The 25,114-nt window shown below is 70.0% G+C and carries 24 protein-coding genes and 1 pseudogene; 12 read left to right on the top strand and 13 right to left on the bottom strand.

Annotated elements, in window-relative coordinates:
* Positions 1–728 (top strand): annotated as a pseudogene (locus MKK63_RS02150) (IS5 family transposase); the annotation flags it as partial.
* 265 nt (positions 729–993) lie between these two features.
* Here MKK63_RS02150 and MKK63_RS32145 read toward each other — a convergent pair.
* Together MKK63_RS32145 and MKK63_RS02145 are read right to left on the bottom strand one after the other, a co-directional pair.
* Positions 994–1,182 carry a DUF6538 domain-containing protein gene (locus MKK63_RS32145; RefSeq protein WP_409564465.1) on the bottom strand — a complete coding sequence of 63 codons (189 nt, stop codon included), beginning with the start codon at positions 1,180–1,182 and terminating at the stop codon, positions 994–996.
* A 507-nt stretch (positions 1,183–1,689) separates the two neighbouring features.
* Positions 1,690–1,899 carry a hypothetical protein gene (locus tag MKK63_RS02145; protein ID WP_243998261.1) on the bottom strand — a complete coding sequence of 70 codons (210 nt, stop codon included), beginning with the start codon at positions 1,897–1,899 and terminating at the stop codon, positions 1,690–1,692.
* A gap of 417 nt (positions 1,900–2,316) precedes the next feature.
* On the opposite strand from MKK63_RS02145, the gene MKK63_RS02140 reads away from it, so the two are divergent.
* From MKK63_RS02140 to MKK63_RS02130, 3 genes are all read left to right on the top strand, one after another.
* Positions 2,317–3,402: an efflux RND transporter periplasmic adaptor subunit gene (locus tag MKK63_RS02140; RefSeq protein ID WP_243998259.1), complete on the top strand. Its 1,086-nt coding sequence runs from the start codon at positions 2,317–2,319 to the stop codon at positions 3,400–3,402.
* A complete protein-coding gene (locus tag MKK63_RS02135; protein ID WP_243998257.1) occupies positions 3,399–6,503 on the top strand; it encodes an efflux RND transporter permease subunit in 3,105 nt (1,034 codons plus the stop codon). The genes MKK63_RS02140 and MKK63_RS02135 overlap by 4 nt, the downstream gene beginning before the upstream one ends.
* Positions 6,504–6,577: 74 nt before the next feature.
* Positions 6,578–7,126 (top strand): TetR family transcriptional regulator, encoded by a 549-nt coding sequence (locus MKK63_RS02130; protein WP_243998255.1) that lies wholly within the window; start codon positions 6,578–6,580, stop codon positions 7,124–7,126.
* A 473-nt stretch (positions 7,127–7,599) separates the two neighbouring features.
* Here MKK63_RS02130 and MKK63_RS02125 read toward each other — a convergent pair whose 3' ends face one another.
* Entirely contained in the window at positions 7,600–8,388 is a 789-nt protein-coding gene (locus MKK63_RS02125; RefSeq protein ID WP_243998253.1) for an SDR family NAD(P)-dependent oxidoreductase, read from the bottom strand.
* A 529-nt stretch (positions 8,389–8,917) separates the two neighbouring features.
* Between MKK63_RS02125 and MKK63_RS02120 the strand changes: the two genes are divergently transcribed.
* From MKK63_RS02120 to MKK63_RS02105, 4 genes are all read left to right on the top strand, one after another.
* Complete coding sequence (locus tag MKK63_RS02120) at positions 8,918–9,937, top strand: alpha/beta fold hydrolase (protein ID WP_243998277.1); 1,020 nt, start codon at positions 8,918–8,920, stop codon at positions 9,935–9,937.
* A gap of 157 nt (positions 9,938–10,094) precedes the next feature.
* Complete coding sequence (locus MKK63_RS02115; protein WP_243927402.1) at positions 10,095–10,310, top strand: ferredoxin; 216 nt, start codon at positions 10,095–10,097, stop codon at positions 10,308–10,310.
* Positions 10,310–11,632: an NAD(P)/FAD-dependent oxidoreductase gene (locus tag MKK63_RS02110; protein ID WP_243998251.1), complete on the top strand. Its 1,323-nt coding sequence runs from the start codon at positions 10,310–10,312 to the stop codon at positions 11,630–11,632. Before MKK63_RS02115 ends, MKK63_RS02110 begins: the two co-directional genes overlap by 1 nt.
* Positions 11,625–12,866, top strand: a complete 1,242-nt coding sequence (locus tag MKK63_RS02105; RefSeq protein ID WP_243998249.1) for a cytochrome P450 — start codon at positions 11,625–11,627, stop codon at positions 12,864–12,866. The genes MKK63_RS02110 and MKK63_RS02105 overlap by 8 nt, the downstream gene beginning before the upstream one ends.
* Before the next feature lie 96 nt (positions 12,867–12,962).
* Here MKK63_RS02105 and MKK63_RS02100 read toward each other — a convergent pair whose 3' ends face one another.
* From MKK63_RS02100 to MKK63_RS02090, 3 genes are read right to left on the bottom strand one after another with little or no spacing between them, the layout of a single operon-like run.
* Positions 12,963–13,628, bottom strand: coding sequence for a dihydrofolate reductase family protein (locus MKK63_RS02100; RefSeq protein ID WP_243998247.1), 666 nt, complete (start codon positions 13,626–13,628; stop codon positions 12,963–12,965).
* Positions 13,621–14,121 (bottom strand): VOC family protein, encoded by a 501-nt coding sequence (locus tag MKK63_RS02095; protein ID WP_243998246.1) that lies wholly within the window; start codon positions 14,119–14,121, stop codon positions 13,621–13,623. Before MKK63_RS02095 ends, MKK63_RS02100 begins: the two co-directional genes overlap by 8 nt.
* A 13-nt stretch (positions 14,122–14,134) precedes the next feature.
* On the bottom strand, positions 14,135–14,926 hold the full coding sequence (locus MKK63_RS02090) for a VOC family protein (RefSeq protein ID WP_243998244.1): 792 nt from the start codon (positions 14,924–14,926) through the stop codon (positions 14,135–14,137).
* Positions 14,927–15,025: 99 nt separating this feature from the next.
* Between MKK63_RS02090 and MKK63_RS02085 the strand changes: the two genes are divergently transcribed.
* Positions 15,026–15,718, top strand: a complete 693-nt coding sequence (locus MKK63_RS02085; protein WP_243998241.1) for a winged helix-turn-helix transcriptional regulator — start codon at positions 15,026–15,028, stop codon at positions 15,716–15,718.
* A 141-nt stretch (positions 15,719–15,859) separates the two neighbouring features.
* On the opposite strand, the gene MKK63_RS02080 is transcribed toward MKK63_RS02085, so the two are convergent.
* The 3 genes from MKK63_RS02080 to MKK63_RS02070 form a co-directional block, all read right to left on the bottom strand.
* A complete protein-coding gene (locus MKK63_RS02080) occupies positions 15,860–16,354 on the bottom strand; it encodes a hypothetical protein (RefSeq protein WP_243998240.1) in 495 nt (164 codons plus the stop codon).
* A gap of 84 nt (positions 16,355–16,438) precedes the next feature.
* A complete protein-coding gene (locus tag MKK63_RS02075; protein ID WP_409564464.1) occupies positions 16,439–17,032 on the bottom strand; it encodes a cytochrome b in 594 nt (197 codons plus the stop codon).
* Positions 17,029–18,177 carry an acyl-CoA dehydrogenase family protein gene (locus MKK63_RS02070; protein ID WP_243998238.1) on the bottom strand — a complete coding sequence of 383 codons (1,149 nt, stop codon included), beginning with the start codon at positions 18,175–18,177 and terminating at the stop codon, positions 17,029–17,031. The genes MKK63_RS02075 and MKK63_RS02070 overlap by 4 nt, the downstream gene beginning before the upstream one ends.
* Before the next feature lie 239 nt (positions 18,178–18,416).
* Here MKK63_RS02070 and MKK63_RS02065 point away from each other — a divergent pair, with 239 nt between their 5' ends.
* The gene (locus MKK63_RS02065; RefSeq protein ID WP_243998236.1) at positions 18,417–20,105 is read left to right on the top strand and encodes a thiamine pyrophosphate-binding protein; all 1,689 of its coding nucleotides are present in this window, start codon (positions 18,417–18,419) and stop codon (positions 20,103–20,105) included.
* 88 nt (positions 20,106–20,193) lie between these two features.
* On the opposite strand, the gene MKK63_RS02060 is transcribed toward MKK63_RS02065, so the two are convergent.
* The 3 genes from MKK63_RS02060 to MKK63_RS02050 form a co-directional block, all read right to left on the bottom strand.
* Entirely contained in the window at positions 20,194–20,814 is a 621-nt protein-coding gene (locus tag MKK63_RS02060) for a Shedu anti-phage system protein SduA domain-containing protein (RefSeq protein ID WP_243998234.1), read from the bottom strand.
* On the bottom strand, positions 20,815–21,066 hold the full coding sequence (locus tag MKK63_RS02055) for a hypothetical protein (RefSeq protein WP_243998232.1): 252 nt from the start codon (positions 21,064–21,066) through the stop codon (positions 20,815–20,817).
* Between the two features lie 202 nt (positions 21,067–21,268).
* The gene (locus tag MKK63_RS02050) at positions 21,269–22,597 is read right to left on the bottom strand and encodes an Nramp family divalent metal transporter (protein ID WP_243998229.1); all 1,329 of its coding nucleotides are present in this window, start codon (positions 22,595–22,597) and stop codon (positions 21,269–21,271) included.
* 155 nt (positions 22,598–22,752) lie between these two features.
* On the opposite strand from MKK63_RS02050, the gene mntR reads away from it, so the two are divergent.
* A complete protein-coding gene (gene mntR / locus MKK63_RS02045) occupies positions 22,753–23,214 on the top strand; it encodes a manganese-binding transcriptional regulator MntR (protein ID WP_243998227.1) in 462 nt (153 codons plus the stop codon).
* Between the two features lie 49 nt (positions 23,215–23,263).
* Positions 23,264–23,524, top strand: coding sequence for a DUF4926 domain-containing protein (locus tag MKK63_RS02040; RefSeq protein WP_243998273.1), 261 nt, complete (start codon positions 23,264–23,266; stop codon positions 23,522–23,524).
* 373 nt (positions 23,525–23,897) lie between these two features.
* On the opposite strand, the gene MKK63_RS02035 is transcribed toward MKK63_RS02040, so the two are convergent.
* Positions 23,898–25,082, bottom strand: coding sequence for a putative zinc-binding metallopeptidase (locus MKK63_RS02035; RefSeq protein WP_243998225.1), 1,185 nt, complete (start codon positions 25,080–25,082; stop codon positions 23,898–23,900).
* Positions 25,083–25,114: the final 32 nt, after the last annotated feature.

Below are 25,114 nucleotides of genomic sequence, written 5' to 3'. Positions count from 1 at the left end.
GGCGGGCCGTCCGAGGGCCAGGAAGCACCCGCAGGACCTGCAACGCACGCTCTCGGCCATTCTCTGGCGGCAGCAGAAAGGAGCGAAATGGCGGGCCATTCATGAGGAGCTGGGTCCTTGGTGGCGGGCCGAACGGATCTTCATCCGCTGGTCCCGTGCTGGCCGTCTGGGAACGGCACCTCAGCCTCGTGCACGAGCGTGGGCTCCAGCGCGAGATGGTGTTCCTCGACGGCACGACCATACGCGCGCACCAGAGGGCGGCTGGCGCCGCCAAAAGGGGGGATCTGGGGCCGAGCGAGACACTCGTGAGGCTCTTGGCCGCTCGCGTGGCGGCTATGGCACCAAGGCTTGCGTGATCGCCGACGGGCAGGGCCGCGCCATCGCCTTCCGGCTGGCACCGGGGCAGGCGCACGAACTGCCCCATGCGGTTCCGCTGCTCGACCCGCTGCCCGGCGTGCCCAAGTGGGTCGTCGGAGACCGCGGCTACAACCAGTCACGCCTTCCGCGAGCACATCTGGGACAGGGGTGCGCGCCCCGCGATCCCGCCTCGGCGCCACGAGGCCCCCGTCGCCTGCCCGGACTGGATCTACGACAACCGCAATCAGGTCGAGCGCCTCTGGGCGCGGCTCAAGGAATGGCGTGCCATCACAACCCGCTACGAGAAAACCGCCGCCAGCTTCATGGGCGTCCTTGCCCTCGCCGCAGCCCTTGACGGGCTCAAGCGATGACATGCCCTAACCGCGGGAAGCTCAATCGGCTCGCCGCGCCATCCGGGGCAATCCGCCCCATCAGTCTGATCTTCGTGGAGTGTGTCGGTTCCGCCGCGATTGACGTACTCTTCGAGCGTCATGACCTCATCATCTACGACCCGCCGAATGCGGTTATAGGCGTGCCGCATCGGGCGGCCCGGCTGCGACATCTAGTAGCAGTCTTCTTCGGCAATGATCCGAGTTCCGTCGTCTAGTGCGTGTTCGCCCAGCAGGTAAGCATAATCTAGAGTTGAAGTAGGGCGGCGCTCAGAATTGGCATTCTGCCGCGCTCGGACTTCCTCAACCCACCTTCCCATTGGATGAGGTGGTGTGCCGCTCGCTCGCGCGCAACTTTGGGATCAGATGTCCTAAGCGAGAACTCGCGGTCCTTGCCCGGGACATCCATCGGGAACTGATAGCGGAAGTACAGCATCCGTGTGCCGGGCTTCGACCGTATGTAGTCGATTGGTCCGCGCTTACCTTCGCCATGATTCAGAGCTTCTCAAGGAGAGCCATCAGGGAAGCGAGTTTAGGGATAGCTGGAGGGATAGTCTTGACCGTTGTGAATACAGAAAAATTGCCGTTATCGGATGTTTGGGTTGCCCTCCCGTAGGACGCGCCGCTTTCGCGCAGATGTGCGGACACTGCGCACAGTCGTGTCGGCCGAGGCGGTTTCCCGGCTTCCCTCTGCGCCGACGATGCGGATGACATCCGCTCCGACCTCGACCCGATCGACAATCGCCCGAAGCCTTGCCGTCAGGAGCGGGATCTGACCGCTCCTGACGTGGTCGCACGGACGGTGGCCGAGCCACTCGATCGTGTCTGGGCCAATGGGGTCCACCTGCGCGGTGACAGCGCCCGAAGACCCGCCGCATCCGCAGGGACCCGGTATTCAAGGCCCGCTGTCAGATCTCGGACCCGACCGACCACACGGGTCGGTTTATCGTAGGGTCGGTGACTCGCCTGGTTTCAGATGGCGGTCGTCGCCGGCGGGGCCGCCGAGCGAGACATGGTTGTTCAGGCGGTCCAAATGCTCGAAGACGTGCTCGAAGGCGTCGGTGACGGCCCGTTCGAAGGAGCCGTCGCCCTGGCCCTGCGCCGCCTTCAGCGCGCTGAGCAACGCATGATGCTTCTCGGTGTCGCTCGACATGGCGGCCTCCTCGCCCGACGGCAGGTCGGTTCGTCAGGGCAAGTTCCGGTTCCGGAGGCGGTTCCCGACCCGCGACCCAGGCGCCACCCGTCAGCCGGGACCATGCGTCGGACGCCCGCCCCGCACGCCGCCAGCCGAAGGCGCCCAAGCCATCCGTCCGCGATGCGCACGGTTGCGACCGCATCGCGGACGACCACAGCGGGCTGATCGCCCGGTTTCGCTCTGAAGCGCGCCGCCCGGCGTCCCGAATCCCCACGTCCGACCGCCGGAGAATGGCAGGGCCTGGCCGCTTCCGTCCTCCGGAAACCGCGCCTCCGTGCGGCGCCGCACAGCCGTTGGGGGGGGATCGTTGACCGGACAGGCCCGGTCATATAGATGATGATCATAATATTTAGGCGCTGACCGAAGAGGCGAGCGATGTTCGCGAGATGGGTGCTCGGGCTTCCTGCATTGGCTCTGGCGGCCTGCTCGCCGGCAGAGACCGCCGTGCCGCCGGAGCCGCCGCTGGTGCAGACGGTTGCGGTCGCTCCGGCGACTGCCGGCGTCGCACGCTACACCGGCGTCATCCGGGCCCGCACCGAGAGCAACCTCGGCTTCCGGGTCGGCGGCAAGATCTTCGAGCGCCTCGTCGATCCGGGCGACCACGTGCGCCTGGGGCAGCCGCTGATGCGCCTCGACCGGACGGACTTCACCCTAGCGCTCAACGCGGCGCGGGCCTCCGTCGAGGCGGCCCGGGCGCAGATGATCAAGGCCAGGGCCGACGAGGAGCGCAGCCGCAAGCTCGTGGGTGATGGCTGGACCTCGAAGCAGACCTACGACCAGAACAAGGCCGCGGCCGACGCCGCCATCGCCCAGTTCGCCAATGCCGAGGCGCAGGCGAGCCAGGTCGCCAACCAAGCCGGCTATTCCGAGCTCCAGGCCGATGCCGCCGGCGTCGTGATGGAGGTGCCGACCGAACCCGGCCAGGTGGTGGCCGCCGGCCAGACCGTCGTTAAGCTGGCCCGGGACGGCGCCCGCGAGGCCGAGGTGTTCCTGCCCGAGGCGAGCCGGCAACTCGCGAAGGGGGCCGCGTCGGCGACGCTCTACGCCGAGGGCGAGACCACCTATCCGGCCCGGCTGCGCGAGTTGTCCGCCACCGCCGACCCGGCCACGCGCACGTATCGGGCGCGCTACATCCTGTCGGGCGGCGGCGAGACGGCGCCGCTCGGCGCGACCGTGACGCTCCGGCTCACGCCGGCGGAGGCCGGGCGCACGGCGTCGGTCGACGTGCCGCTCGGGGCCCTGTTCGACGTCGGGCACGGCACGGCGGTCTGGCGATACGATGCCGAGACGCAGACCGTCAGCGCCCAGCCGGTCTCCCTGGGCCGCATGTCCGAGGAGGGGGCCGAAATCGTCACCGGCCTTGCCCCCGGCGACCGGATCGTGGCGCTCGGCGCCCACCTGCTCAAGGCCGGCCAAGCGGTGCGGCAGGCTCCCTCCAGCCTGACGGGCGTCGTCCGATGAGCGGTTTCAACCTCTCCGCCCTGGCGGTCCGAGAGCGGGCCGTCACGCTCTTCCTGATCATCGCGGTGACCGCCGCCGGCTTCTTCGCCTTCCAGAAGCTCGGCCGCGCCGAGGATCCGGCCTTCACCGTCAAGACGATGGCGGTCTCCGCCGCGTGGCCCGGCGCGACCACCTCGGAGATCCAGCGGCAGGTCGCCGACCCGCTGGAGAAGCGCCTGCAGGAACTCGTCTACTACGACCGGGTCGAGACCACGGTCCGGCCCGGCATCATGCTGATGAAGGTCTACTTCAAGGACAGCATGCCGCCGGCCAAGCTGCAGGAGCAGTTCTACCAAGCCCGCAAGAAGCTCTCCGACCAGGCCTCCACCCTGCCCCGCGGCGTGCTCGGCCCGCTGTTTAACGACGAGTTCTCGGACGTCTACTTCGCGCTCTACGCGCTCCAGGCGCAAGGCCTGCCACACCGCCACCTCGTGCTGCGCGCCGAGGATCTGCGCCAGCGCCTGCTGCGCGTGGCCGGCGTCGAGAAGATCAACATCCTGGGCGAGCAGGCCCAGAAGATCTTCGTCGAGATCTCCTACCAGCGCCTCGCCACGCTCGGCATCACCGGGCAGCAGCTGCTGGCGGCCCTGGCCAACCAGAACGACGTGACCCCGGCCGGCTTCGTCGAGGCCGACGGCCCGCGGGTCTATCTGCGCCTCGACGGTGCCATCGACGGCCTCGACGCGATCCGCAACCTGCCGGTGGCGGCGGGCGAGCGCAGCCTCAAGCTCGGCGACATCGCCGACGTGAAGCGCGGCTACGAGGACCCGAAGGTGTTCGCGATCCGCAACGACGGCGAGCCGGCCCTGATGCTCGGCCTCGTGATGAAGCCGGGCTTCAACGGCCTGGCGCTGGGCGAAGCGCTCAACGCCGAGGAGGTGGCGATCCACCACGAACTGCCCACCGGCATCGCCTTCACCAAGATCACCGACCAGGCGAAGGTGATCGATGACGCCATCCACGAGTTCATGGTCAAGTTCTTCACCGCGCTCTCGGTGGTCATCGTCGTCAGCCTCGTGGCTCTGGGCTTCCGGGTCGGCATCGTGGTGGCGCTTGCGGTCCCGATCACGCTCGCGGCCGTGTTCGTGGTCATGATGGTCACCGGGCGCGACTTCGACCGGATCACGCTGGGCGCCCTGATCATCTCGCTCGGCCTGCTCGTGGACGATGCGATCATCGCCATCGAGATGATGGTGGTGCGCATGGAAGAGGGCGTCGACCGCGTCGAGGCGGCCACCCATGCCTGGAGCGCCACCGCGGCGCCGATGCTGACCGGCACCCTCGTCACCATCGCGGGCTTCCTGCCGGTCGGGTTCGCGGCCTCCACGGCGGGCGAATATGCCGGCAACATCTTCTGGGTGGTCGGCTTCTCGCTGATCATCTCGTGGATCGTGGCCGTGACCTTCACGCCCTACCTCGGCGTCAAGCTCCTGCCGAACATCAAGACGGTCGAGGGCGGTCACGCGGCGATCTACGCCACGAAGAACTACCAGCGCCTGCGCCGCGTGGTGCGCGCCTCGGTCGACCACAAGTGGCTGGCGGCCGGGATCACCGTGGCCCTGTTCGCGGCGGCGGTGGTCGGCATGGGCAAGGTCGAGAAGCAGTTCTTCCCGAACTCGGAGCGCCCCGAACTCATCGTCGAGGTGACGCTGCCGACCGGTTCGGCCTTCGCGGCGACCGAGGCGAGCGTCAGGAAGGTCGAGGCGGCCGTCCGGCAACTGCCGGAGGCGCGCGAGATCACGAGCTATATCGGCCAGGGCATGCCGCGCTTCGTGCTGTCCTTCGACCCAGAGCTGCCCGACCCCGCCTTCGCGCAGATCGTGGTCCAGACCCCCGACGCGGCTGCGCGCGACGCGCTCCGGATCAAGCTGCGCAAGCTGGTGAGCGATGGCCTCTTCCCCGAGGCGCGCGTGCGCGTGCTGCAGATCGTGTTCGGGCCGCCGATCCGCTTCCCCGTCGCCTTCCGGGTGGTGGGACCCGACCCCGCGGTGATCCACGGCCTGGCCGAGCGGGTCCGCGACGTCATGATGGCCAACCCCAACATGCGCCTCGTCCACCTCGACTGGGGCGACAAGACGCCGTCCCTGCACCTCGCCCTCGACCAGGAGCGGCTGCGCCTGATCGGCCTGACGCCCAAGGAGGCCGGCCAGCAATTGCAGAGTTACCTCAACGGCACGCCGGCGACGCAGGTCCGCGAGAACCTGCGCACCGTCGACGTGCTGCTGCGCAGCCCCGGCCCCGAGCGCCGCTCGCTGGGCGATATCGGCGACCTCACCCTGACCACGCATGACGGGCGGCAGGTCCCGGTCTCGCAGGTCGCCCACCTGGAGAGCCGCACCGAGGACGCCGTGCTCAAGCGCTACAACCGCGAGACCTATATCCGCGTCCAGGGGGACGTGCGCGACGGCAAGCAGCCGCCGGACGTCCACGCGCAGATCGTCCCTGAGCTCGACGCCATCAAGGCGACGCTGCCGCCCGGCTACCGGATCGATACGGCCGGCGCGGTGGAGGAGAGCGCCAAGGCGATGAACGCGCTCGTGGCGGTCTTCCCGCTGATGCTGATCGTGACGCTGACGGTGATCATGCTGCAGGTCCGCTCGTTCACCACCATGTTCATGGTGTTCGCGACCGCGCCGCTGGGCCTCGTCGGCGCGGTCCCGACGCTGCTCGTCTTCCACCAGCCGTTCGGCTTCAACGCGATCCTCGGGCTGATCGCGCTGTCGGGCATCCTGATGCGCAACACGCTGATCCTCGTGGACCAGATCCACCACGACCGCGCGGCGGGGCTGTCGGACTACGAGGCCATCGTCGAGTCGACGGTGCGCCGGGCCCGTCCGGTGATCCTGACGGCGGCCGCCGCGATGCTGGCCTTCATCCCGCTCACCCACTCGGTGTTCTGGGGCGCGCTGGCCTATGTGCTGATCGGCGGCGTCGGCGTGGGGACGCTCCTGACGCTGCTGTTCCTGCCCGCCCTCTACGCCCTGTGGTTCCGGGTGGGACGGGCGCCGCGCCCGGGGGCGGTCCCCGCCGCAGCGGGAGCGCCAGCCGGCCTTGCCCACTGACGGCGCGGTCCGCGCGGCCTCCTGTTAAATGACGCCGCGCATCTATATATCAGGTCATCTCGAAGGATCAGGCGATGCCCCGCGTCTCCCAGGAACAGGCCAGACTGAACCGGCAGCGGGTGGTCGAGGTGGCGGCGGCCCTGTTCCGCGAACGCGGATTGCACGGGGTCGGCGTCGCCGACATCATGGCCGCCGCCGGCCTGACCCATGGCGGGTTCTACGGCCAGTTCGCCAACAAGGAGGCCCTGGCGGCCGAGGCGTTCGACACTGCGCGGACGGGCTCGAAGGAGCGCCTCGGAGGTCTGGATGACCTCCTCGCGAACTACCTGTCCCTCGGGCACGTCCAGACGCCCGGCAAAGGCTGTCCGCTCGCGGCCCTGGCGAACGACGTCGCACGGGAGCCGATCGGCAGCCCCGTCCGGGCCCGGTTCACCGACGGCGTCCGGGACTTGGCGGCCGCCCTGGCGGGCCTGACGCCCCGGGCCGCCAAGGAGCGGCACACGCAGCAGACCCTGGCGACCCTGGCGACACTGGTCGGGGCCGTCGTCCTGGCGCGTGCCGTCGACGACGAGGCGCTGGCGAAGGCGTTGCTCGAAGCGGCCACCGCGTCGGCAGCACAGTGACGGGGCGGCGGGCCCCGCCTGTCCGCCCGCGGTAGGCCTACCCTAGCGCACTGCGCAAGGCCGGCAGCGTTGTCGTCGCGGCGATCGAGGGCCGTGCGGGAGGCCCGGCCAAGCCCATTACGCGGTCGCGAAGGGGCGTGAGCGCCCGGCCGATCTCGGTCGAGACGCGGTCGATGCCGAGCAGGGCGATCAGCGGCGGAGGGGGCACATCGCCCCGCAGAAGGCGCGGCCATCGCGGCGCTGACCGACCACCGCCACGACGGCGGGATCGGATCATTTCACGACGCGGCGACGCATCGGCTCAGGGGTGAGGTCGTGTCGAGGGGCATCGGCATCGGGTCCGTTTGGCGGCCCCACCCTGCGCATCCGATGACGGCCCGCCCGCCGGTCCACAGATGGAATCGACGGGCGGGCCGGGGGCCGGACAGGCAGAGTCCGCAACCTGAAGCGACCTGGATGGTCCCGATTCCGCCTCAGGGCGAGGCGCGATAACGCTCCGCGGCGTGGGACTGCGCGAAGTTCGGGACCATCGCGATCCGCGCAGCCTCGAACGCTTGCCATTGGCCGGCATCGGGCAGGGGTGGGATCGTCACTTCCTCGCGGCGGTCGAAGCCTTGGAGCGCCGCATCGACGAGCTCGCCGACCTCCATCACGCCTTGAAGCGTGTTCACGTCCCGCCCGGAGCGCTCCCAGATCTCGGTCCGGGTCGCCGCCGGCAGGACAGCCTGGACGTAGACGCCCTTCGGACCAAGCTCGTGTTGCAGGCCCTGGCTCAGGAACAGCATGTAGGATTTGGTCGCCCCGTACACGGCCATGCCGAACTCGGGGGCGAGGCCGACGACGGAACCGATATTCACGATCACCCCCGACCCCGCCTGCGCGAAGCGCGGCGCGACGGCACTGGCGAGGCGGGTCGGCGCGGTGACGTTGAGCGCGATGAGCGCTGCCGCCGCCGCAGGATCCTGATCGAGGAAGCCCCCGTGCCCGGCCGCGCCGGCATTGTTCACCAGCACGCCGATCCGCGCGTCGTCCCGGAGCCGCGCCTCGATCCGCACGAGGTCGGCCTCGGCCGTGAGATCGGCGGGGAGCACGTCGACGGCGACGCCCGTCTCGGATCGGAGCCGTTCGGCCAGCGTCGCGAGACGCGCGGCGTCCCGGGCGACCAGGACGAGGTCGTGGCCGCGGCGGGCAAACCGGTCGGCATAGGTGGCACCGATGCCGGAGGACGCACCGGTGATCAGGACGGCTGACGTGTCACGCATGGTCGAAGATCCCGCTTGTTATACATGACGATCATCATGTTATGTGAAGATGATGATCGTCATGTATCCGGTCAAGGTCGCGCATGGCTCCGGTTGGTGAGGTTGCGCACACGACGGCTCGCCGAGCGCGGACGTGCGCCGATCTGGAGGCGATCCCTGGGGGCGCCTGCTCGGCGCGATCGACCCGACCGGGCGGTGCGCGATCGCGGTGCGATCTGGCACGAGCGGACCCGTTCGTCCCGCGGCTGCGAGCGACGCGCTTCGAGGACAGCGGCGTTCGTCAAACGTCGGGCGGTGCTGTTGACGCCTCGCAGGTGGCCGGTCGCGTCGTCGTCGCGTCGATCGATTGTTTCAGGCCGTGGAAGGATGAATTCCGAACCCGCCGGGTTCTGATCGCCGGCGAAGTGATGCACCCTGGCGCCGCCGTCGGTTCTGCGCTTCCGGGCCGCGGCTTGGTCGGCCCGCCTCGCCTGCCGGCGCGACGGCCGAGCCTGACGTTCCCGGTTCCGCAGGGATGAGACGCGCCATGATGCGACACGCGCACGGATCCGACGCGCCCGCGCCCCGCCTTGCCCAGGCGACGCACCTTGCCCAGGCGACGCGGCGGCATGTGCTCGCTGGCGGTATCCTGACGGCGGGATTGGGTGCGGCGGGCGCCGCCGAGACCCGGCGCCGGCCCTCGGCCGCCGATGAGGTCCGCCACGGCATGATCCGGGCCGACGGCGTGAACGTCTTCTACCGCGAGGCCGGCCGCCTGGACGCCCCCGCGTTCCTGCTGCTGCATGGCTTCGCCAATTCCTCCTTCTACTTCCGCCACCTCATGCCGAAGCTCGCCGACCGGTTTCGGCTGATCGCGCCCGATCTGCCGTCCTTCGGTTTCACGGAGGTGCCGGACGAACGCGCCTACATCTACGACTTCGCATCGCTGTCGCGCACGATCGAAGCCTTCGTCGATGCGCTCGGCCTCGACCGCTACATCCTCTACACCTTCGACTACGGAGCGCCGGTCGGCTGGGATCTCGCCCTCGCCCATCCCGACCGCGTTGCCGGCATCGTATCCCAGAACGGCAACGCCTATCTGGACGGGCTTGGCGAAGCGGCCTGGGCGCCGCTGCGGGCCTATTGGGCCAATCCGAACGAAGCTGCGAACGCGGCGGTGAACGCGGCGATCCGCGCCCGCATGACCTTCGACGGCGTCAAGGCTGCCTATACCCACGGCGTGCCCGATCCGTCCCGCATCGAACCCGAGGCCTACACGCTCGACGCCGCCATCCTGGCGCGGCCGGGCAATGCGGACCGTCAGGTCGCGCTCAAGCTCGACTACACGCGCAATCTCGCGCGTTACCCGCTGATCCAGGCCTATTTCCGTGCGCGACGCCCGAAGCTCCTCGCCATCTGGGGCCGCAACGACCCGTTCTTCATCCCGCCGGGAGCCGAGGCCTTCCGACGCGACATTCCGGAAGCGCGCGTCACGTTCCTCGATGCGGGGCATTTCGCACTCGAAACGAACGGCGATGTCATCGCGGAGGCGATCCGGTGCTTCTTCTGAGGTGCCCGGACCCTCCCCGCGCGATGCGCCGCGCCACGTCGGCTGCGCCAATGCCTTCCGCGACGGCCGGACTCGGTTACCCCCACGCCCGCGAGGCGCTACACTCTGGCCGTCTTGAGCGCCTGAATACAGCCGCACATCTCTACGGAGGGCGTGAATGCGTGTCGTCGTCGATCTCAACCGGTGCCAGGGCTACGCCCAATGCTGCTACGCCGCCCCGGAATATTTCGAGGTGCGCGGTCACGAGATTCTGTTCTACGATCCGGCGCCGCCGGAGGCGAAGCGGTCGCAGATCGAGCGGGCGCAGCAGGCCTGCCCGGTCCGGGCGATCGCGGTCGAGCCCGCCGGGCTCGCCGAGGATGACGAACCGTGATGGACGGGCAGCGACCGGGCATCGTCGTGGTGGGCGCCTCCCTGGCCGGGCTGCGCGGGGCCGAGGCGCTGCGGGACGGCGGCTATGACGGGCCCCTGACCCTGGTCGGTGACGAGCCGCACCAGCCCTACGACCGGCCGCCCCTGTCCAAGCACGTCCTCGCGGGCGAACTTCCCCCCGAGGCGACCGCGCTTCCGCGGCTGACCCGTCTGCGGGCGCAGTGGCGGCTCGGCCAGCCGGCGATCGCCCTCGATCGGGAGCGCCGGGTGCTGCGCCTCGCCGACGGCGCGGCGCAGCCTTACGAAAAACTCCTGATCGCCACCGGCGCCCGGGCGCGGCCATGGCCCGGAGCGGGCGCCGGACTCGCGGGAATTTTCACGATCCGGACCCTGGAGGATGCCCGCGCCCTGCGGAGCGCGCTCGCGAGTCGGCCGAGCCGGGTCCTGATCGTCGGCGCCGGCCTGATCGGCTGCGAGGCGGCCTCCTGCTGCCGCGACCTCGGCCTGGCGGTGACCCTCGTCGATCCCAACCCGACGCCGCTCGCCCGTCTGCTCGGCACCGTGATCGGGGCGACGCTGGCCGAACGGATGCGGGCGTCCGGTGTGGATCTCCGCCCGAACACCAAGGTGGAGGCCCTCTCGGGCGAGGCGGGACAGGTGCGGCACGCCCACCTGCCGGGCGGCGCGGTCATCGCGGCGGATCTCGTCATCGTCGCCCTCGGCGCGACGCGGGATACGGGCTGGCTCGCCGCGGCCGGCCTCGTCGCCGATGCGGGCGGCCTGACCTGCGATGCGGCCTGCCGCGCCATGGCCACGGCGGGGGCGCCCGATCCCGACATCTACGCCGCCGGCGACGTGGCGCGCTGGCCGAACCCGCTCACCGGCGGCCGCCCGGGCAGCATCGAGCACTGGGGCAACGCGGTGGATCAGGCCCGCCATGCGGCGGCGAACATGTGTGCTCCGGCGGGGGCCCAAGTCCCCTACGCGCACCTGCCGTCCTTCTGGTCGAGCCAGTTCGGCCTCAACATCAAGCTCGCCGGCCTGACCGCGGAGGCGGATGCCCTGGCGGTCGTCCAGGGATCGCGGGCCTCGGGCCGGTTCCTCGCCGTCTACGGCCGGGCCGGGCGCACGGTCGCGGCCCTCTCCTTCGATCAGGCGCGCTGGCTGCCCGCCTATGCCGACGCCGTGGCCGCCGGGGCGGCCTTCCCGCCCATCCTCGGCGCCACCGATCAGCCGCAGATCGAGGCGCGGGAGCCCGGCTTCGCCGGCCCGCGGCGATCCGCCGACCGAGCCGCGGCGACCCCGGAGACGGCCCATGCCTGACGAGACGCTGTTCGCGCAGGTCCTCGATCCGAGGAACCGGGCGAACCCCTACCCCCTCTACGCACGCCTGCGCGCGACGCCCGTGTCGCGGCAGGCGGACGGGAGCTACGTCGTCAGCACCCATGCCGCGCTCCGGAGCCTGATCTTCGATCCCCGGCTGAGCTCGGAGGACCTGCCGCCCTCGCGGCGGCCCAGAACGGGCAACCCCCTGAAGGACTGGATCCTGAACCCGATCCGGAACCGGGTGGTCAACGCACACCGTCCGCTGATCTTCCGCGATCCGCCCGACCACGACACCCTGCGCGGGTTCGTGATGAAGGAATTCACCATCGCCCGGGTGCGGGACTCTCACGCCAAGGTCGCGGCGCTGGTCGATGCCCTGATCGACAAGTGCCGGGGCCGCGACACGGTGTGCCTCGTGGACGACCTGTCCTATCCGCTGCCGGTGGCGGTCATCTGCGAGCTTCTGGGCGTGCCCGAGGCCGACGAGGCGCAGTTCCACGCCTGGGCGATCCGCCTCGCGACGGCGCTGGAGCCGGACGCCCGCCACGACGAGGCGGGGCGGCGGGAGATCACCGCGACCTTCGACGCGATCTCCGGCTACATGCGCCGGTTGATCCGCGCGAAGCGCCGCCATCCGGCCGACGACATGCTGAGCGGCCTCGCCGCCCGCGGCGACCGGAAGAACCCGGCCATGGGCGATATCGACCTGATCTCCACGGCGATCCTGCTCCTCGTCGCGGGCCACGAGACGACGGTGAACCTCATCACCAACGGCATGCTCACCCTGCTCCGGCATCCGGAGGAGCTCGAGAAGCTGAAGGCCGACCCCGAGCGGGCGCCCCGCGTGATCGAGGAGACGCTGCGCTACGAGCCCCCCGTCCATTTCCGCACCCGCAAGGCCCTCGGCGCCATCGAGATCGCGGGCACGACGATCCCGGCCGGATCGACGGTGGTCCTGCTCTTCGCCGCCGGAAACCGCGACCCGGCGCGGTTCGCGCATCCCGACCGGTTCGATCCGGACCGGCCGGACAACCAGCATTTCGGGTTCGGCGGGGGCCTCCATTACTGCGTGGGGGCGCCGCTCGCGCGGATCGAGGCCGAGATCGCCCTCGTCGCGCTCTGTCGGCGCCTCGTCGCGCCGCGGCTCCTCGACGACCCGCCGCCGTACCGGCCAGGCGCGTCCCTCCGCGGCCCCGAGAACCTCGCGATCGCCATAGCGGGCATCGCCTGATCCGCCTGGCGGTCGGAACGACGGCCCTCGCAGGGCGGGTACGCCGGAACCTGGCGGCGGAACGCCGGGCCGGATGTCGCCTCGGGTGCCGATTGTCTACCCGTCGCCGGCCGCTTGGCGCTGGCGGAGCGCGCGCTCGTCTGGGCTTGGCGGCTTCGTGGCGAAGCTGCCGGTCTGGACCGCGCCGTCCCGCGCGAAGGTCGCGACGTAGACGCCCTTCGACGCGTGCGCCTGCTCGACCAGCGTCCAGGTTCGGGCGGCCGACGGATCGTCCGCGTACCAGCGCTTGCCACGGCCGAGCATCACCGGGAACGTGATCAGGACGATCCGGTCGACGAGACCTGCCGGGAGCAGCGCCCGATAGAGCGTGCTGCTCCCCTGGATGAGGAGGTCGGGGCCATCGCTCTCCTTGAGGCGGGTGACCGCCGCGACGGGGTTCCCGACGAGACGCTGGCTGTTGGCCCAGCCGAGCGCCCGGTCGGACGACGTCACGACATGCTTGCGCACGGCATTGAAGGTCGCCCCGATCGGCTGATCGCCGTTATGCGGCCAGTAGGCTGCGAAGATCTCGTAGGTGCGCCGGCCGAGCAGCAATTCGTACGTGCCCCCGAGCAGCTTGCCCATCGGTCCGGCGAGCGAGGCGTCGAAATACGGGACCGTCCAGCCGCCCTGCGTGAATCCGGTCTGATCCTCTTCCGGACCACCCGGTGCCTGGATCACGCCGTCGAGCGACTGGAAGAGGGAGCCGGTGATCTTACGCATCGGCGGATTCCCCCCGGACGGCAGCCTCGATCCGCGCGATGTCGATCCTGCGCATGGTCATCATCGCCGCGAACGCGCGCCGGGCCGCGGCCCTGTCGGGATGACTGTTGGCGCGCAGCAGCGCGCGCGGCGTGATCTGCCAGGAGAAGCCCCAGCGGTCGGTGCACCAGCCGCACTGGCTCTCCGCCCCGCCGCCGCCCACGAGGGCGTCCCAGTAGCGGTCGGTCTCCGCCTGATCCTCCGTCAGCACCATGAAGCTGACCGCCTGATTGGCCTTGAAGGCGGGGCCGCCGTTCAGGCCGACGAACGGCCGGCCGAGGACGGTGAACGCGACCGTCAACTCCGCGCCCGCGGATCCGCCGGGGAAATCCGACGGGGCGCTCATGGGCGCGCCGACATGGCTATCCGGGAAGGTGGCGGCATAGAAGTCCGCGGCCCTGCGGGCCTCGCCGTGGTCGAACCACAGGCAGGTCGTCAGTTTGTCGCCTGTCATCACCGATCTCCCGTCACGCCGCCTGACGCGGACCGGCGAGGCCGATCCGGTTGCCCGCCGGATCGGCGATGTTGGCCGAGTAGCTGCCGCCGGGGATGGGATCGGGGCCCTGCAGCACCGTGCCGCCGCGCGCCCGCACCGTCGCGACCGCGGCGTCGATGTCGGCCACGTGGACGTACCAGTTCCACCGCGCCGGCGCGCCGGTGGCCGCGCTCGACATCACCGCGCCGGGTCTGAGATCGCCCCGGCCGATGAAGGTGTACGCGCCCATCGCGCCCATCGGCATCGCCCCGAGCTCGTCCCAGCCGAACAGCGTTCCGTAGAACGCCAGGGCCGCCTCCGGATCCGGCGTCGCCAGCTCGATCCACACGCCCTGCCCCAGGGTCCGCTCCGTCCCGAGCGGGACGGGTCCGAAGGCGCGGCTCTCGCCGGGGCGCGCCGCGTTCATCACGGCGAAGACCACGCCCTGCGGATCGCACACCATCGCGAAGCGACCGACATGGGGGATGTCGATCGGTCCGAACGGGATCCGGCCGCCGAGCTCGACGACGCGGGAAGCCAGGGCATCGACGTCGCGGGTCGCGAGGTAGACCGCCCAGCCGGGAAGGCCGGGCGCCTCGGGCATCGACCGCCGGATCCCGGCCACGGGCGTCCCGTCGGCGTGTGCGATCCGGTAGCCGCCATGCTCGGGCATCGGCGACGGCAGGACCTGCCAGCCGGCGACCGCCGCGTAGAAAGCCTGCGCGGCGTCCTGGTCGCTGGCGTTCAGCTCGAACCAGATGGGCGTCCCCTCGGCAGGTGGCATCGGGCGCTCCTCCGTGACACTCGGCGCGTCGGCCGCTTCGCGGCACGCCGCCCGGCCCCGTTTTGCTCAAGCTGCCAGGAGCGGTTATAGAAAGCAACCATGCAGTCAGAAAAAATAACTACCGCGGAATCCAGGCCGCGCGGGCGTCGTTACGACGATGCCTGCGGTACCGCGCTGGCCCTGGAGTTCATCGGCGAGCGCTGGTCGCTGCTGATCATGCGCGAGCTGGTCTTCGGCCCCCGGCGCTTCGGCGAGATCCGGATGAACCTCCCGGGCATCAGTGCCAACGTCCTGACGCAGCGTCTGGACAGCCTGGAGGCCGTGGGCATCGTCCGACATTACCGCCTGCCGTCCCCGGCCAACGTGCAGGTCTACGATCTGACCGCGTGGGGCCACGAGGCCGCACCGCTGATGCGCGCCTTGGGCCGCTGGGCCGCGCGCTCGCCCCGGCATGATCCGAGCCTGTTCATGTCGGCCGCCTCCGCGATGATGTCGCTCCAGGCCCTGGTCGAGCGCGCGTCGGCCGTGGCGTTGCCGGTGTCGGTCGCCTTCCACTTTCCCGGCGAGGATTTCGTCGCGGCTGTGCGCGATGGCGAGATCCACGTGAGCCGCGGCGTCGTGGAGGCGCCCGACCTTGCCTTCACGGGTGATACGATGGCACTGCGCCGCACGATCTACGGCAAGGCGCCCCTGGACCGGGACGGCGCGGGCGGCACGCTCGCCTTCGCGGGGGATGCCGCACTGGCGCAATCCTTCATCGACCTGTTCCAGCTGCCCGCCAAGGCCGCGTAGGGGCAGGCGGGTGCACGGGCGAGGGCGGGGTGCACCGGGGCGCCGAGAACCGGTCCGCATGCCGGATACGCGGCGGTTCCGGCCAGCCCCGCGCCGATCGGAGGCCCGCCCGGTTGCGCGGGGCACGTCGTCGAATCGGCCTCACCGGCAGCGCATGCGGCCGGCGACCAGCGCGACGGCGCCCGGCTCGGGACTGGAGAACATCAGCACGGTGTCGTCCTCACGCACGGCCTGGCCGGTTCCATCCCTGCGCGTGACGGCGATCGCGCGGGTGACGCGGGACTGCAGGTTGCTTTCGGACGATCCGGAGATGTGCGCGCCGAGGAAGGTCGCCGCGGCCTCCATCCGGGCCGCGTCGGCCGTCGTGCCCTCGGGGGGCAGAAGAAGGCCGGCTTCCTCGATCCGGTCGCCCGCCTCCTTGGTGAAGAACCGAACCAGGGTCGAACGGGAGTGATACATCGTCCCGCGCGGCGTCTCGATCGCGAAGCTCCAGTCTCCGGCTCCGAGCTGCTGCATCCGTATGCCGAAGGAGCTTCGAAGCTCGGTTGAGGTCTCAGGCATCGGCACCGGCACGCAGGCAGCCTGAACCGCGGCCGGTGCGAACGTCGCCAGCATCACAGCCAAGACCGAACGCATCGTCCGCCTCCTCGACAACCCGGGTTGACGGACGATGCGATGCAAGTGCGTCGCCAATCCCGGGACTGCCGGACGGCAGCCTCCTCAGGAGCGACCGGCCATCCGCGCCAGCACGTCGTCCCTCCAGAGGGCGCGGTGCAGCACCGCCATGGCGACGTGGCCGACCAGGATCGCCAGCAGGAGGAAGGCCAGCCAGTGATGCAGCAGGTCGCCCGGAGCGACCATCCAGGCGATTTTGTCGTCCCGGCCCGGCATGAGCGGGATGCCGTAAGGCGTAAACGGCTTGCCCGATCCGTACTGGCGCAGCAGCGCAAGGCCCGGCACGACGATCATCAGGGCGTAGATCACGGCATGCCCCGCCACCGCGGCGCGCCCCAGGCGACCCCGATGCGGCGGGCGGCGCGGGAGGTTGGCGAGGCCCCAGGCGCCGCGCAGCAGCGCGAGCGCGAACAACGTCGCCCCCAGGGTGAAGTGGCTCCCGCCGACGAGGCGCGTCACCGCCTTGTCGCCGAGGCCGACATAGAGCAGCGCCCCCGCGAACTGCCATGCGAACAGGGCCGCCATCAGCCAGTGGAAGGCGCGGCTGACGCGGCCGTAGCGCTGCGGCGTGTCGCGCCAGACGGCCCGCGCGGGTTCGGGACGGCCGCGGACCGCCCCCGCTCGGGAGATCCGGCTCACGGGGCGCCCCCATCCCACAGGTCGGCCACCCCCTCCCCGGCCGCCAGGATCTCCGCCGCCGCCCCGGTGAGCGCCCGGTCGGGCCCCGGCTGGCGCAGGTAGGTGGCGAGGTCGCGGGAGAGCTGCTCCAGGGGATGCCCGTGCAGGAAGCCCGGCAGGCCGACGGAGCGCTGGGCGAGCTGCAGCACGTCGAGCCCGGCCTTCTCCACCGCGAGCCGGGCGAGGTTGACGAAGGCGACGACGCGTGCGGCCGGCAGGGTCCCGCCGGTGGCCAGGGCCGCCGCCCGCGCCACCCAGTGCCGCGCCCCCTCGACCGCGATGGCGCCCTCGCCCAGCCGCGCGAGCTGATGGGGATCGGCCCCGCGCCCGAGGCGCACGAGATGGGCCCGCCACGCGTCGAACACGGCCTCGATGCCGCCGAGCTGCACCGCCAGGAACCGCCACGCGCCCCCTGAGAAGGCCGGCTGGCGGAAATAGTCGTCCGGGTTTCCGAGGATGGCGTCGTCCCGGAGGGCGATCGCGCCGAAATCGAGGGTTCCGGTGGCCGAGGCCCGCATGCCCTGCGCCCGCCATGCCGAGCGGTCGGCTCGGGTGCCGGGCTCCAGCGGCACCACCAGCATCAGGGTCCCGCCCCCGCGCGGACAGGGCGCCGTGACCAGGGCGCGGGTCACGAAGCCCGCGCCCGAGGCGAAGGATTTCGCGCCGCTCAGGCGCAGGCCATCCTCGTCGGCCTCCAAGACGAGGCCCGCCCCGGCCAGCTCGGTGTTCCAGACGCCGAACAGGTGGCCCGCGCGGGCATCGGCGAACAGGCGCGCGCGCTGACCGGCTGTGCCGTATTGGCCGATGAGCTGGAGGGCGTTGACGTGACCCTCGTAGAGCCGTCCGAGCGCCAGGCTGCCGGAACCGACGAGGCGCAGCACCTCGGCCAGCGCCCCGGCGCCCGGCTCCGCGCCGAGGCCCGCCCCGCCCAGAGCCGCCGGGACCGGCGCGGCGAGCAGGCCCAGGCGGGCGAGGTCGGCGACATCCGCGTGCGGGAACCCGTCGTCGCGATCCTGGCCCGCGGCACGCCGCGCCGCCGACAGGGCGATCGCGCGCGCCGCGGCCTCGGCGTCGCGGCTCAGATCGGGCGGTGTCCGCTGGTCCATGGTGTCCTTCCAACGGGCCGCATCGACCGGCGGAACCTTGCGACCCCGGGAAGACCCGGGATCACGGGTTCGTGAATCGTTGCACCATGCGACCAAAGGAGGCGCAAGCCGACGAAGAGCCGCGCATCGATCCGCTCGACGAGCCTCGGCGCAGGCCCGTCCGGCGCCAGGAGGCCGCCGGGGCTTGCCCTGGGGTATCCATCGTCTAGCCTCCAGGCCAATTCCACCGGGGGCCAGGCATGACGATCGAGACCGTCGAGGCAGCGGGCCGCCGCCGGGGCGCCGACCTCCTGGTGGAGGTGCTGCGCTCGGAGGGGGTGCGCTACATCTTCGGCAATCCCGGTACCACGGAATTGCCGCTGATCGACGCGCTCACCGAGGCGCCCGACATCACCTACATTCTGGCCCTGCAGGAAGCGACCGCAGTCGCCATGGCGGACGGCTACGCGCAGGGCGCGCGGCGCCCCGCCTTCCTCAACCTGCACACGGCGGGCGGCCTCGGCCACGCCATGGGCGGGCTGGTCAATTCCCAGGTCTCAGGCACGCCGCTGGTGGTCACCGCCGGGCAGCAGGACCTGCGCCACGCGCTGACCGATCCGCTCCTGATGGGCGACCTCGTGGCCATCGCCGACCCGGTGATGAAATGGGCGCGCGAAGTGACGAGTCCGGACCAGATCCCGATCCTGCTGCGCCGCGCCTTCCACGATGCGGGGGCTGCCCCCTCCGGCCCGGTCTTCCTGTCCCTGCCCATGGACGTAATGGAGGCGATGAGCACGGTTCCCGCGGGCGAGACCTCGACCATCGACCAGCGGGCGGTGGCGGGCTCCCTGGACCGGCTGGCGGAGGAACTCGCCGCGATCGCGCCGGGCCGCCTCGCCCTAATCGCGGGCGACGAGATCGACGCCTCGGACGCCTCGGCGCAGATGGTGGCGCTGGCCGATCTCCTGGCGGCGCCGGTCTACGGTTCGTCCTGGCCGGCCCACATCCCCTTCCCCACTGCGCACCCGCTCTGGGCCGGCAACCTGCCGACCCGGGCGGACGCCATCGCGGAGATCCTCGGGCGCTACGACGCGGTGTTCGCGCTCGGCGGCAAGTCGCTGATCACCGTGCTCTACTCGGAGGTCTCGGCGGTGCCACCGGGGGTGCAGGTGTTTCAGCTCTCCGCGGATGTCCGTGACCTCGGGCGCACCTACGCCACCGGCCTGTCGACGGTGGGCGACATCCGCGCCTCGCTGGAGGCACTGCTGCCGCTGCTCGAGCCCCGCCTCGCCGACCGGTCCGCGATTTTCGCGGACCTGCGCGACCGGGCCGTGACCGCCCGGGCCGAGCGCCGGGCGAAGCTCGCCGCCGCCGCGGATGCGGCCTTCGCGGATCCGGTGATCGCGCCGCTGGTGGCCGCCCGGGAGGTGGCCCGCGCGGTCGGGGCCGAGACCACCATCGTGGACGAGGCCCCCGCGACCCTGACCCACCTGCGCACCTTCCTCGATAGCCCCTCGGCCCATCAGTACGCGGCGATGCGCGGCGGCGTGCTCGGCTGGGGCATGCCGGCCGCGGTCGGCTTCTCCCTGGGCCTCGACCGCGCCCCGGTGGTCTGCGTGGTCGGCGACGGCGCCGCGCTATACTCGCCTCAGGCCCTGTGGACGGCCGCGCACGAAAAGCTGCCGGTCACCTTCGTGGTGATCAACAACGCCGAGTACAACATCCTCAAGACCTTCATGAAGGGCCAGGCACACTACGCCTCGGTGCGCGCCAACCGCTTCATCGCCATGGACCTCACCGACCCACGGATCGATTTTCCGGCACTCGCCGCCTCGATGGGGGTTCCGGCGCGGCGGGTGACGGCCGCCGCCGATATCGCCCCGGCGATCGAGGCCGGGATCCGGTCGGGGGGCGCCAACCTCGTGGAGGTGGTGGTGCGGGCGATGTGAGGGAGGGCGGTGGGGGCGAAAAGATCTTCTCTTCGTAAAGACGCGTGAAGGAGCTCCGATCGGATCGAGGTCCGTTCATGCTCCATCGTCAAGTCCAGGTTTTCGCGACTGAGAGATTATCCTCCATGCTGCGCACCATCTCGTCGTACGTCAGCACCAAAGCTGGTTGGCCTTCCACCTTAAGGTGATCGCGACGATGCTTGAACCTTTTACGTTCCACGTCGTCGGCCAAGCTCGCGTCGCGACCGCAAATGACGGCATAAGCATTCGTGGTGATCGGGCCACCAAAGCCGCCGAGCAGAACCGAATCGTTTGGATGATCGGATCGTACCCAAGCCCAATCGAGGATCTGGCTGAATCCATGCTCGATCCGCGGCGACCAGAAACGATATTGAGGGGTGCCTTTCTTGAAGATGCTCGTTGCTTCCGCATCCTCGAATTCGATGAGCCCGAACCGGCGTTGACCATCGTTACCAAGCACCAAGTCGGTGCGAAACATTCCTTTGAGCGCGAGTTCGAACTTGATCATATCAGGCGCTGGCAGACCTAACGTCGAAGCTAAAAGGCAGGCCATGTGTCGCCGCTTCTTGATTTCAGAAACAATAACCGTCTCGCCAACGAAATTCACCGCAGCGAGCCATGCCTTGAACGATGCCAATTCGGTGTCGGCGTGCCTCAGATCGAATTTGATTCTTTCAAAACTGCTCATTCAGGCTTGAGCAAACGAATGATCGACGATCGAGAGGATCTCCGGCGCGTTATCCGAGGATTGCCGACGCCACAGCACACGCTTGTTTCCGAGCCGGGATACGAAACGACCATCGCTGATCGGCTTCGTCGTTTCCGGCTGCTCGATCTCATCACTTGCGAACAGGCGCTTCAGGGCTGCCTTCTCGGCCTGGGGCAGCAACGCGAGCTGTGCAGCTGCCGGATAGCTGATCTTGAATTTGCCCGTGCGCATGACGCCATCCCCATAGCATAGACATAGGTCTCTCACGAGGCTCATGCTACGCGTCGGCTTCGCTTACCGACAACGCGTCATGTGAGCTGTGTGGGATTTTCGACATCTCTGCACAGCCAACCTGTGGGCTGCGGCTTGAGCCAACGATCGATCTGCGTCCGGTGACGCGAAGGCGTGGGCACGACAACCGCGCTGCGGGCTCTCACCCCAATCCCGGCACCGGCACCCCGAACGCCGCCGCCAGCAGCACCATGTTGAGTGCCAGCACCACCGCAGCCCCCGCCATGGCGGCCGCCTGGGTGAGCGGCCCGTTGGCAAAGGGCCCCATCACGCTCCGGCGCCGGGTGAACACCACCAGCGCCACCATTGGTACCGGCAGGGCCAGCGACAGCACCACCTGCGACAGGACCAGCGCCCGGGTCGGATCGACGCCGATCGCCACGACCACGAAGGCCGGCAGCATGGTCGCGAGCCGGCGGACGAGGAGCGGGATCCGCCAGCCGGTGAAGCCCTGCATCACCATCTGCCCGGCGAGCGTCCCGACCACCGACGAGGAGATGCCGGAGGCCAGCAGCGACACCAGGAAGGCCGCCCCCGCGGCGGGGCCCAGCAGCGGCGTCAGGGTCCGGTAGGCCTCGCCGATCTCTGCGATCTCGCTGTGGCCGAGATGGAAGGCCGCCGCCGCCATGATTACCATCGCGATGTTGACGAGGCCCGCCAGCATCAGGGCCACCACCACCTCGCGGTTCGAGTAGCGCACCAGCAGGCGCCGGTCGGCCTCGCTGCGGGGATTGCCCCGCCCCTGGGTCAGGCCCGAATGCAGGAACAGCGCGTGCGGCATCACGGTGGCGCCGATGATCCCGACCGCGATGGTGAGCGCCTCCGCGTCCGGAATTCTTGGGGTGACGAGGCCCTTGGCGGCCTCCCCCCAGGCCACCGGCGCGACCAGCAGCTCGACCGCGTAGCAGAGGCCGATCGTGCCGACCATCACGCCGATGGCGATCTCCAGGGGCCGGAAACCCTCGTGCTCCAAGAGCAGGATCGCATAGGTGATGACCGCCGTGACCACCATGCCGGCCATGAGCGGCATGCCGGTGAGCAGCGACAGGCCGATGGCGCCGCCGAGGAACTCCGCGAGGTCGGTCGCCATGGCGGCGACCTCACTGATGCCCCACAGGGCGAGGCGCACCGGGCGGGTCGTCGCGTCCCGGCAATGCTCGGCGAGGTTTTTTCCCGTGACGATCCCGAGCTTGGCCGAGAGCGCCTGGAACAGCATCGCGGTGAGGTTGGCGAGCAGCACCACCCAGAGCAGGCCGTAGCCGTAGCGAGCACCGGCCTGGATGTTGGTGGCGAAGTTTCCGGGGTCCATGTAGGCGATCGACGCCGTCACGGCGGGCCCCACGAACAGCAGAAACCGGCCCCGGCCGCTCCGACGCCCGTCGAGGACGTCGCGGATCGCGCCCTCGGTCCGCCGGCTCATCGCCCCGGGCGCGGCGCTTCCGGGGGTCGTCGCGGCGTTCGGTGACGCCATGCTCACCTTCTCCTCAAAAATATAGCGTTGGCTATATTCAGGGCTGAGCGCGCCGGATTCAAGCCCTAAATGGGGACTCTGTGGGACTCCCCTCCCGCGGGCGGTTCTTGCTAGACAGGGGCGGGGCGGCGCGTGCGTGCCGAGAGGGAGAGCCGATGCAGGAACCGTCCGAGCAGGGCCCGCCCGAGACCGTTCTGGTCGATCCCGAGCGGCACGTGGAGAGCTTTCGCCAGGCCCGCGAGGCCCGGCGTTCCGAGTTGGTCGAGGATTACGTCGAGCTGATCGACGATCTGATCGGCGATGGCGGCGAGGCACGGCAGGTGGACATCGCGGCGCGCCTCGGCGTGGCGCAGCCCACCGTCGCCAAGATGCTCAAGCGCCTATGCGAGGACGGGCTCGTCCAGCAGCGGCCCTATCGCGGCGTGTTCCTGACCGAGGCCGGCCGTCGGCTGGCTGCCCAAGCCCGGGAGCGCCACCGCATCGTCGAGCGTTTCCTCTGCGCGCTGGGGGTGAGCCCCGAGACTGCCCGGCGGGACGCCGAGGGGATCGAGCATCACGTCAGCGCCGAGACGCTCGAGGCGTTCCGTGCCTTCGCGGCGCGGCACGGGGGGGCGTGACGGGCGCGGATCCGCGTTGCGTTCGGGGGAGAGGGCTATCGTGTGCGCCATGAGTGTCCAGCGTCCGGACAGGCACGTGCCGCCCGCCGGGGCTGAGTGGACTGAGCCGGTTCGCGAACTCGATCGCGTGCGGGTTCTACTGCCTGTGACGGGTGACGACGACCTGACGGTGCCGGCCGGCGCGACCGGTACGGTGGTAGCTGTCTACACAGACGGTGCGGCGTTCGAGGTCGAGTTCACGGAGCCCTTCGACACGCTGGCCACGATCGATGCCGCTGCGGTGCGCCTCGTTGAACGGGCGGTCAGGTGACTACGAGCGAAGCGGATTGGCTGTCCCGCTTTCATATCGCTCCCGCCGAAATCGCGGATTACCTTCTCAACCCTATCACAAGGACGAAGCCGCGAAAGGCCGCTTCCTGGCGGTGTTCGGCCTTACGCCCCGTAACCCGGACGATGTTCGGGATGCGTTGCTCTCGCACTGTTGCCGGGCGCATTTCAAACGCGTCCTTACCGGCCACCAGGCCGTTAAGCTCTATTTCGAAAGGCCTCTCGCGGCGCTGATCGGAATGGACCCGCAGGTTCGGACCGTTTGGCAGACCGATGAGGGCGACCCGTCGCGGACGGCCCGGTTCATCACGCTGAAACCATTGCCGCGTCCCCGGCCGTGACCGGCCGCCGGGCCCTCACCCCGTCGCCGACGCTACCTTCTGGCGCAGGCCCATGATCACCGCGCGCAGCATCTCGGCCCCGGCCTCGCCGGCATCCGGCAGGGTGCCGGTGCGGGAGGCGTAGATCCGCTCGTGCACGAAGGCGAGCTTCGCAATCACTGTGGGCGTCAACTTGAACGGGTAGAGCGCCGACTGGCCCATGCTGTGGGACAGCGAATTGATCGCGTAGGTCAGCGGCAGCCACGCCGCGATCAGCCGGTCGAGGTCCAAGGTATTGTAGGGGTCGAAGTCGATGACCGTCGGCGACGCGGACCTATGGCGCAGGCGCGGGCGCACGTGCAACTCGAAGGTCGATGCGGTCTCGAGCGTGTCGACGATGTGCAGGTAATGCGCGAAGGTCTCGGCGAAATCCTCCCACGGGTGGGCCGTGGCGTAGGCCGAGACGTAGGATTCGTCCCAGTCGGCCGGCGCCCCCTTCGCGTAATGATCCTGCAGGGCTTGGACGTAGTTGCGGCGCTCGTCACCGAACAGCGCCCGGAAGGGCTCCCAGGCGGGGCCGTTCAGCACCAGCAGATACCAGAAATAATGTCCGATCTCGTGCCGGAAATGGCCGAGCAGGGTGCGGTAATGCTCGCCGAACAGGATCCGGCGGCGCTCCCGCTCGACGTCGTCGGCCTCGGCGATGTTCATGGTGATCAGGCCGTTGATATGGCCCGTCAGCACCGGCGGCCCGCCGGAAAAGCTCTCGGCGGGATCGACCAGGAAGTCGAAGGCCAGCCCGTCCGTGTACTGAGCGCGGGTGGCGAGCGGCAATTCCAGACGGAGCAGCGAGTAGAACAGCCGGTGCTTGGCGGCCTCGATCGGACGCCAGCGGGTCAGGTTCCAGGGCTGCGACAGGTCCGGCACAACCCGGTTGTGGCGGCAGGCGGTGCAGAAGATGTCGGTGCAGTCCTCCGGCACCAGCCAGTTGCAGGCCTCCGACAGGGCGTTGTTGCACAGGCGATAGCGTCGGCCCGGATCCGCGTAGGCGTGGAACACCCGCGCGCCGCCCATCAAAGGATGACCTGAGAGCCCCTGCGGCTCCAGGGCCGAGATCTCGTGAACTGCGCACACATAGCCGAGGCGCCGGGCGCAGCTCTCGCAGCCGGTCGCCTCGAAGGTGACCGGCTGGTCGCACGCCTGGCACTGGAAAATCTTCATCGGGCCGTCCCGGGCCGGCATCCGGCCCACCT

The sequence above is a fragment of the Methylobacterium sp. J-088 genome, assembly GCF_022829295.1.
GTDB lineage: Bacteria > Pseudomonadota > Alphaproteobacteria > Rhizobiales > Beijerinckiaceae > Methylobacterium.
This window is presented reverse-complemented; position numbering and strand designations above follow the sequence as displayed.

Bases quoted from the DNA above. Each gene is read 5' to 3' on its own strand.
- MKK63_RS02065 (WP_243998236.1), top strand. From the start codon at position 18,417: ATGACGATCGAGACCGTCGAGGCAGCGGGCCGCCGCCGGGGCGCCGAC.
- MKK63_RS02095 (WP_243998246.1), bottom strand. From the start codon at position 14,121: ATGACAGGCGACAAACTGACGACCTGCCTGTGGTTCGACCACGGCGAG.
- MKK63_RS02040 (WP_243998273.1), top strand. From the start codon at position 23,264: ATGAGTGTCCAGCGTCCGGACAGGCACGTGCCGCCCGCCGGGGCTGAG.
- MKK63_RS32145 (WP_409564465.1), bottom strand. From the start codon at position 1,182: ATGCTGTACTTCCGCTATCAGTTCCCGATGGATGTCCCGGGCAAGGAC.
- MKK63_RS02035 (WP_243998225.1), bottom strand. From the start codon at position 25,082: ATGAAGATTTTCCAGTGCCAGGCGTGCGACCAGCCGGTCACCTTCGAG.
- MKK63_RS02125 (WP_243998253.1), bottom strand. From the start codon at position 8,388: ATGCGTGACACGTCAGCCGTCCTGATCACCGGTGCGTCCTCCGGCATC.
- MKK63_RS02055 (WP_243998232.1), bottom strand. From the start codon at position 21,066: ATGCGCACGGGCAAATTCAAGATCAGCTATCCGGCAGCTGCACAGCTC.
- MKK63_RS02115 (WP_243927402.1), top strand. From the start codon at position 10,095: ATGCGTGTCGTCGTCGATCTCAACCGGTGCCAGGGCTACGCCCAATGC.
- MKK63_RS02085 (WP_243998241.1), top strand. From the start codon at position 15,026: ATGCAGTCAGAAAAAATAACTACCGCGGAATCCAGGCCGCGCGGGCGT.
- MKK63_RS02120 (WP_243998277.1), top strand. From the start codon at position 8,918: ATGCGACACGCGCACGGATCCGACGCGCCCGCGCCCCGCCTTGCCCAG.
- MKK63_RS02140 (WP_243998259.1), top strand. From the start codon at position 2,317: ATGTTCGCGAGATGGGTGCTCGGGCTTCCTGCATTGGCTCTGGCGGCC.
- mntR (WP_243998227.1), top strand. From the start codon at position 22,753: ATGCAGGAACCGTCCGAGCAGGGCCCGCCCGAGACCGTTCTGGTCGAT.
- MKK63_RS02130 (WP_243998255.1), top strand. From the start codon at position 6,578: ATGCCCCGCGTCTCCCAGGAACAGGCCAGACTGAACCGGCAGCGGGTG.
- MKK63_RS02090 (WP_243998244.1), bottom strand. From the start codon at position 14,926: ATGCCACCTGCCGAGGGGACGCCCATCTGGTTCGAGCTGAACGCCAGC.
- MKK63_RS02100 (WP_243998247.1), bottom strand. From the start codon at position 13,628: ATGCGTAAGATCACCGGCTCCCTCTTCCAGTCGCTCGACGGCGTGATC.
- MKK63_RS02070 (WP_243998238.1), bottom strand. From the start codon at position 18,177: ATGGACCAGCGGACACCGCCCGATCTGAGCCGCGACGCCGAGGCCGCG.
- MKK63_RS02135 (WP_243998257.1), top strand. From the start codon at position 3,399: ATGAGCGGTTTCAACCTCTCCGCCCTGGCGGTCCGAGAGCGGGCCGTC.
- MKK63_RS02060 (WP_243998234.1), bottom strand. From the start codon at position 20,814: ATGAGCAGTTTTGAAAGAATCAAATTCGATCTGAGGCACGCCGACACC.
- MKK63_RS02110 (WP_243998251.1), top strand. From the start codon at position 10,310: ATGGACGGGCAGCGACCGGGCATCGTCGTGGTGGGCGCCTCCCTGGCC.
- MKK63_RS02145 (WP_243998261.1), bottom strand. From the start codon at position 1,899: ATGTCGAGCGACACCGAGAAGCATCATGCGTTGCTCAGCGCGCTGAAG.
- MKK63_RS02105 (WP_243998249.1), top strand. From the start codon at position 11,625: ATGCCTGACGAGACGCTGTTCGCGCAGGTCCTCGATCCGAGGAACCGG.
- MKK63_RS02050 (WP_243998229.1), bottom strand. From the start codon at position 22,597: ATGGCGTCACCGAACGCCGCGACGACCCCCGGAAGCGCCGCGCCCGGG.
- MKK63_RS02080 (WP_243998240.1), bottom strand. From the start codon at position 16,354: ATGCGTTCGGTCTTGGCTGTGATGCTGGCGACGTTCGCACCGGCCGCG.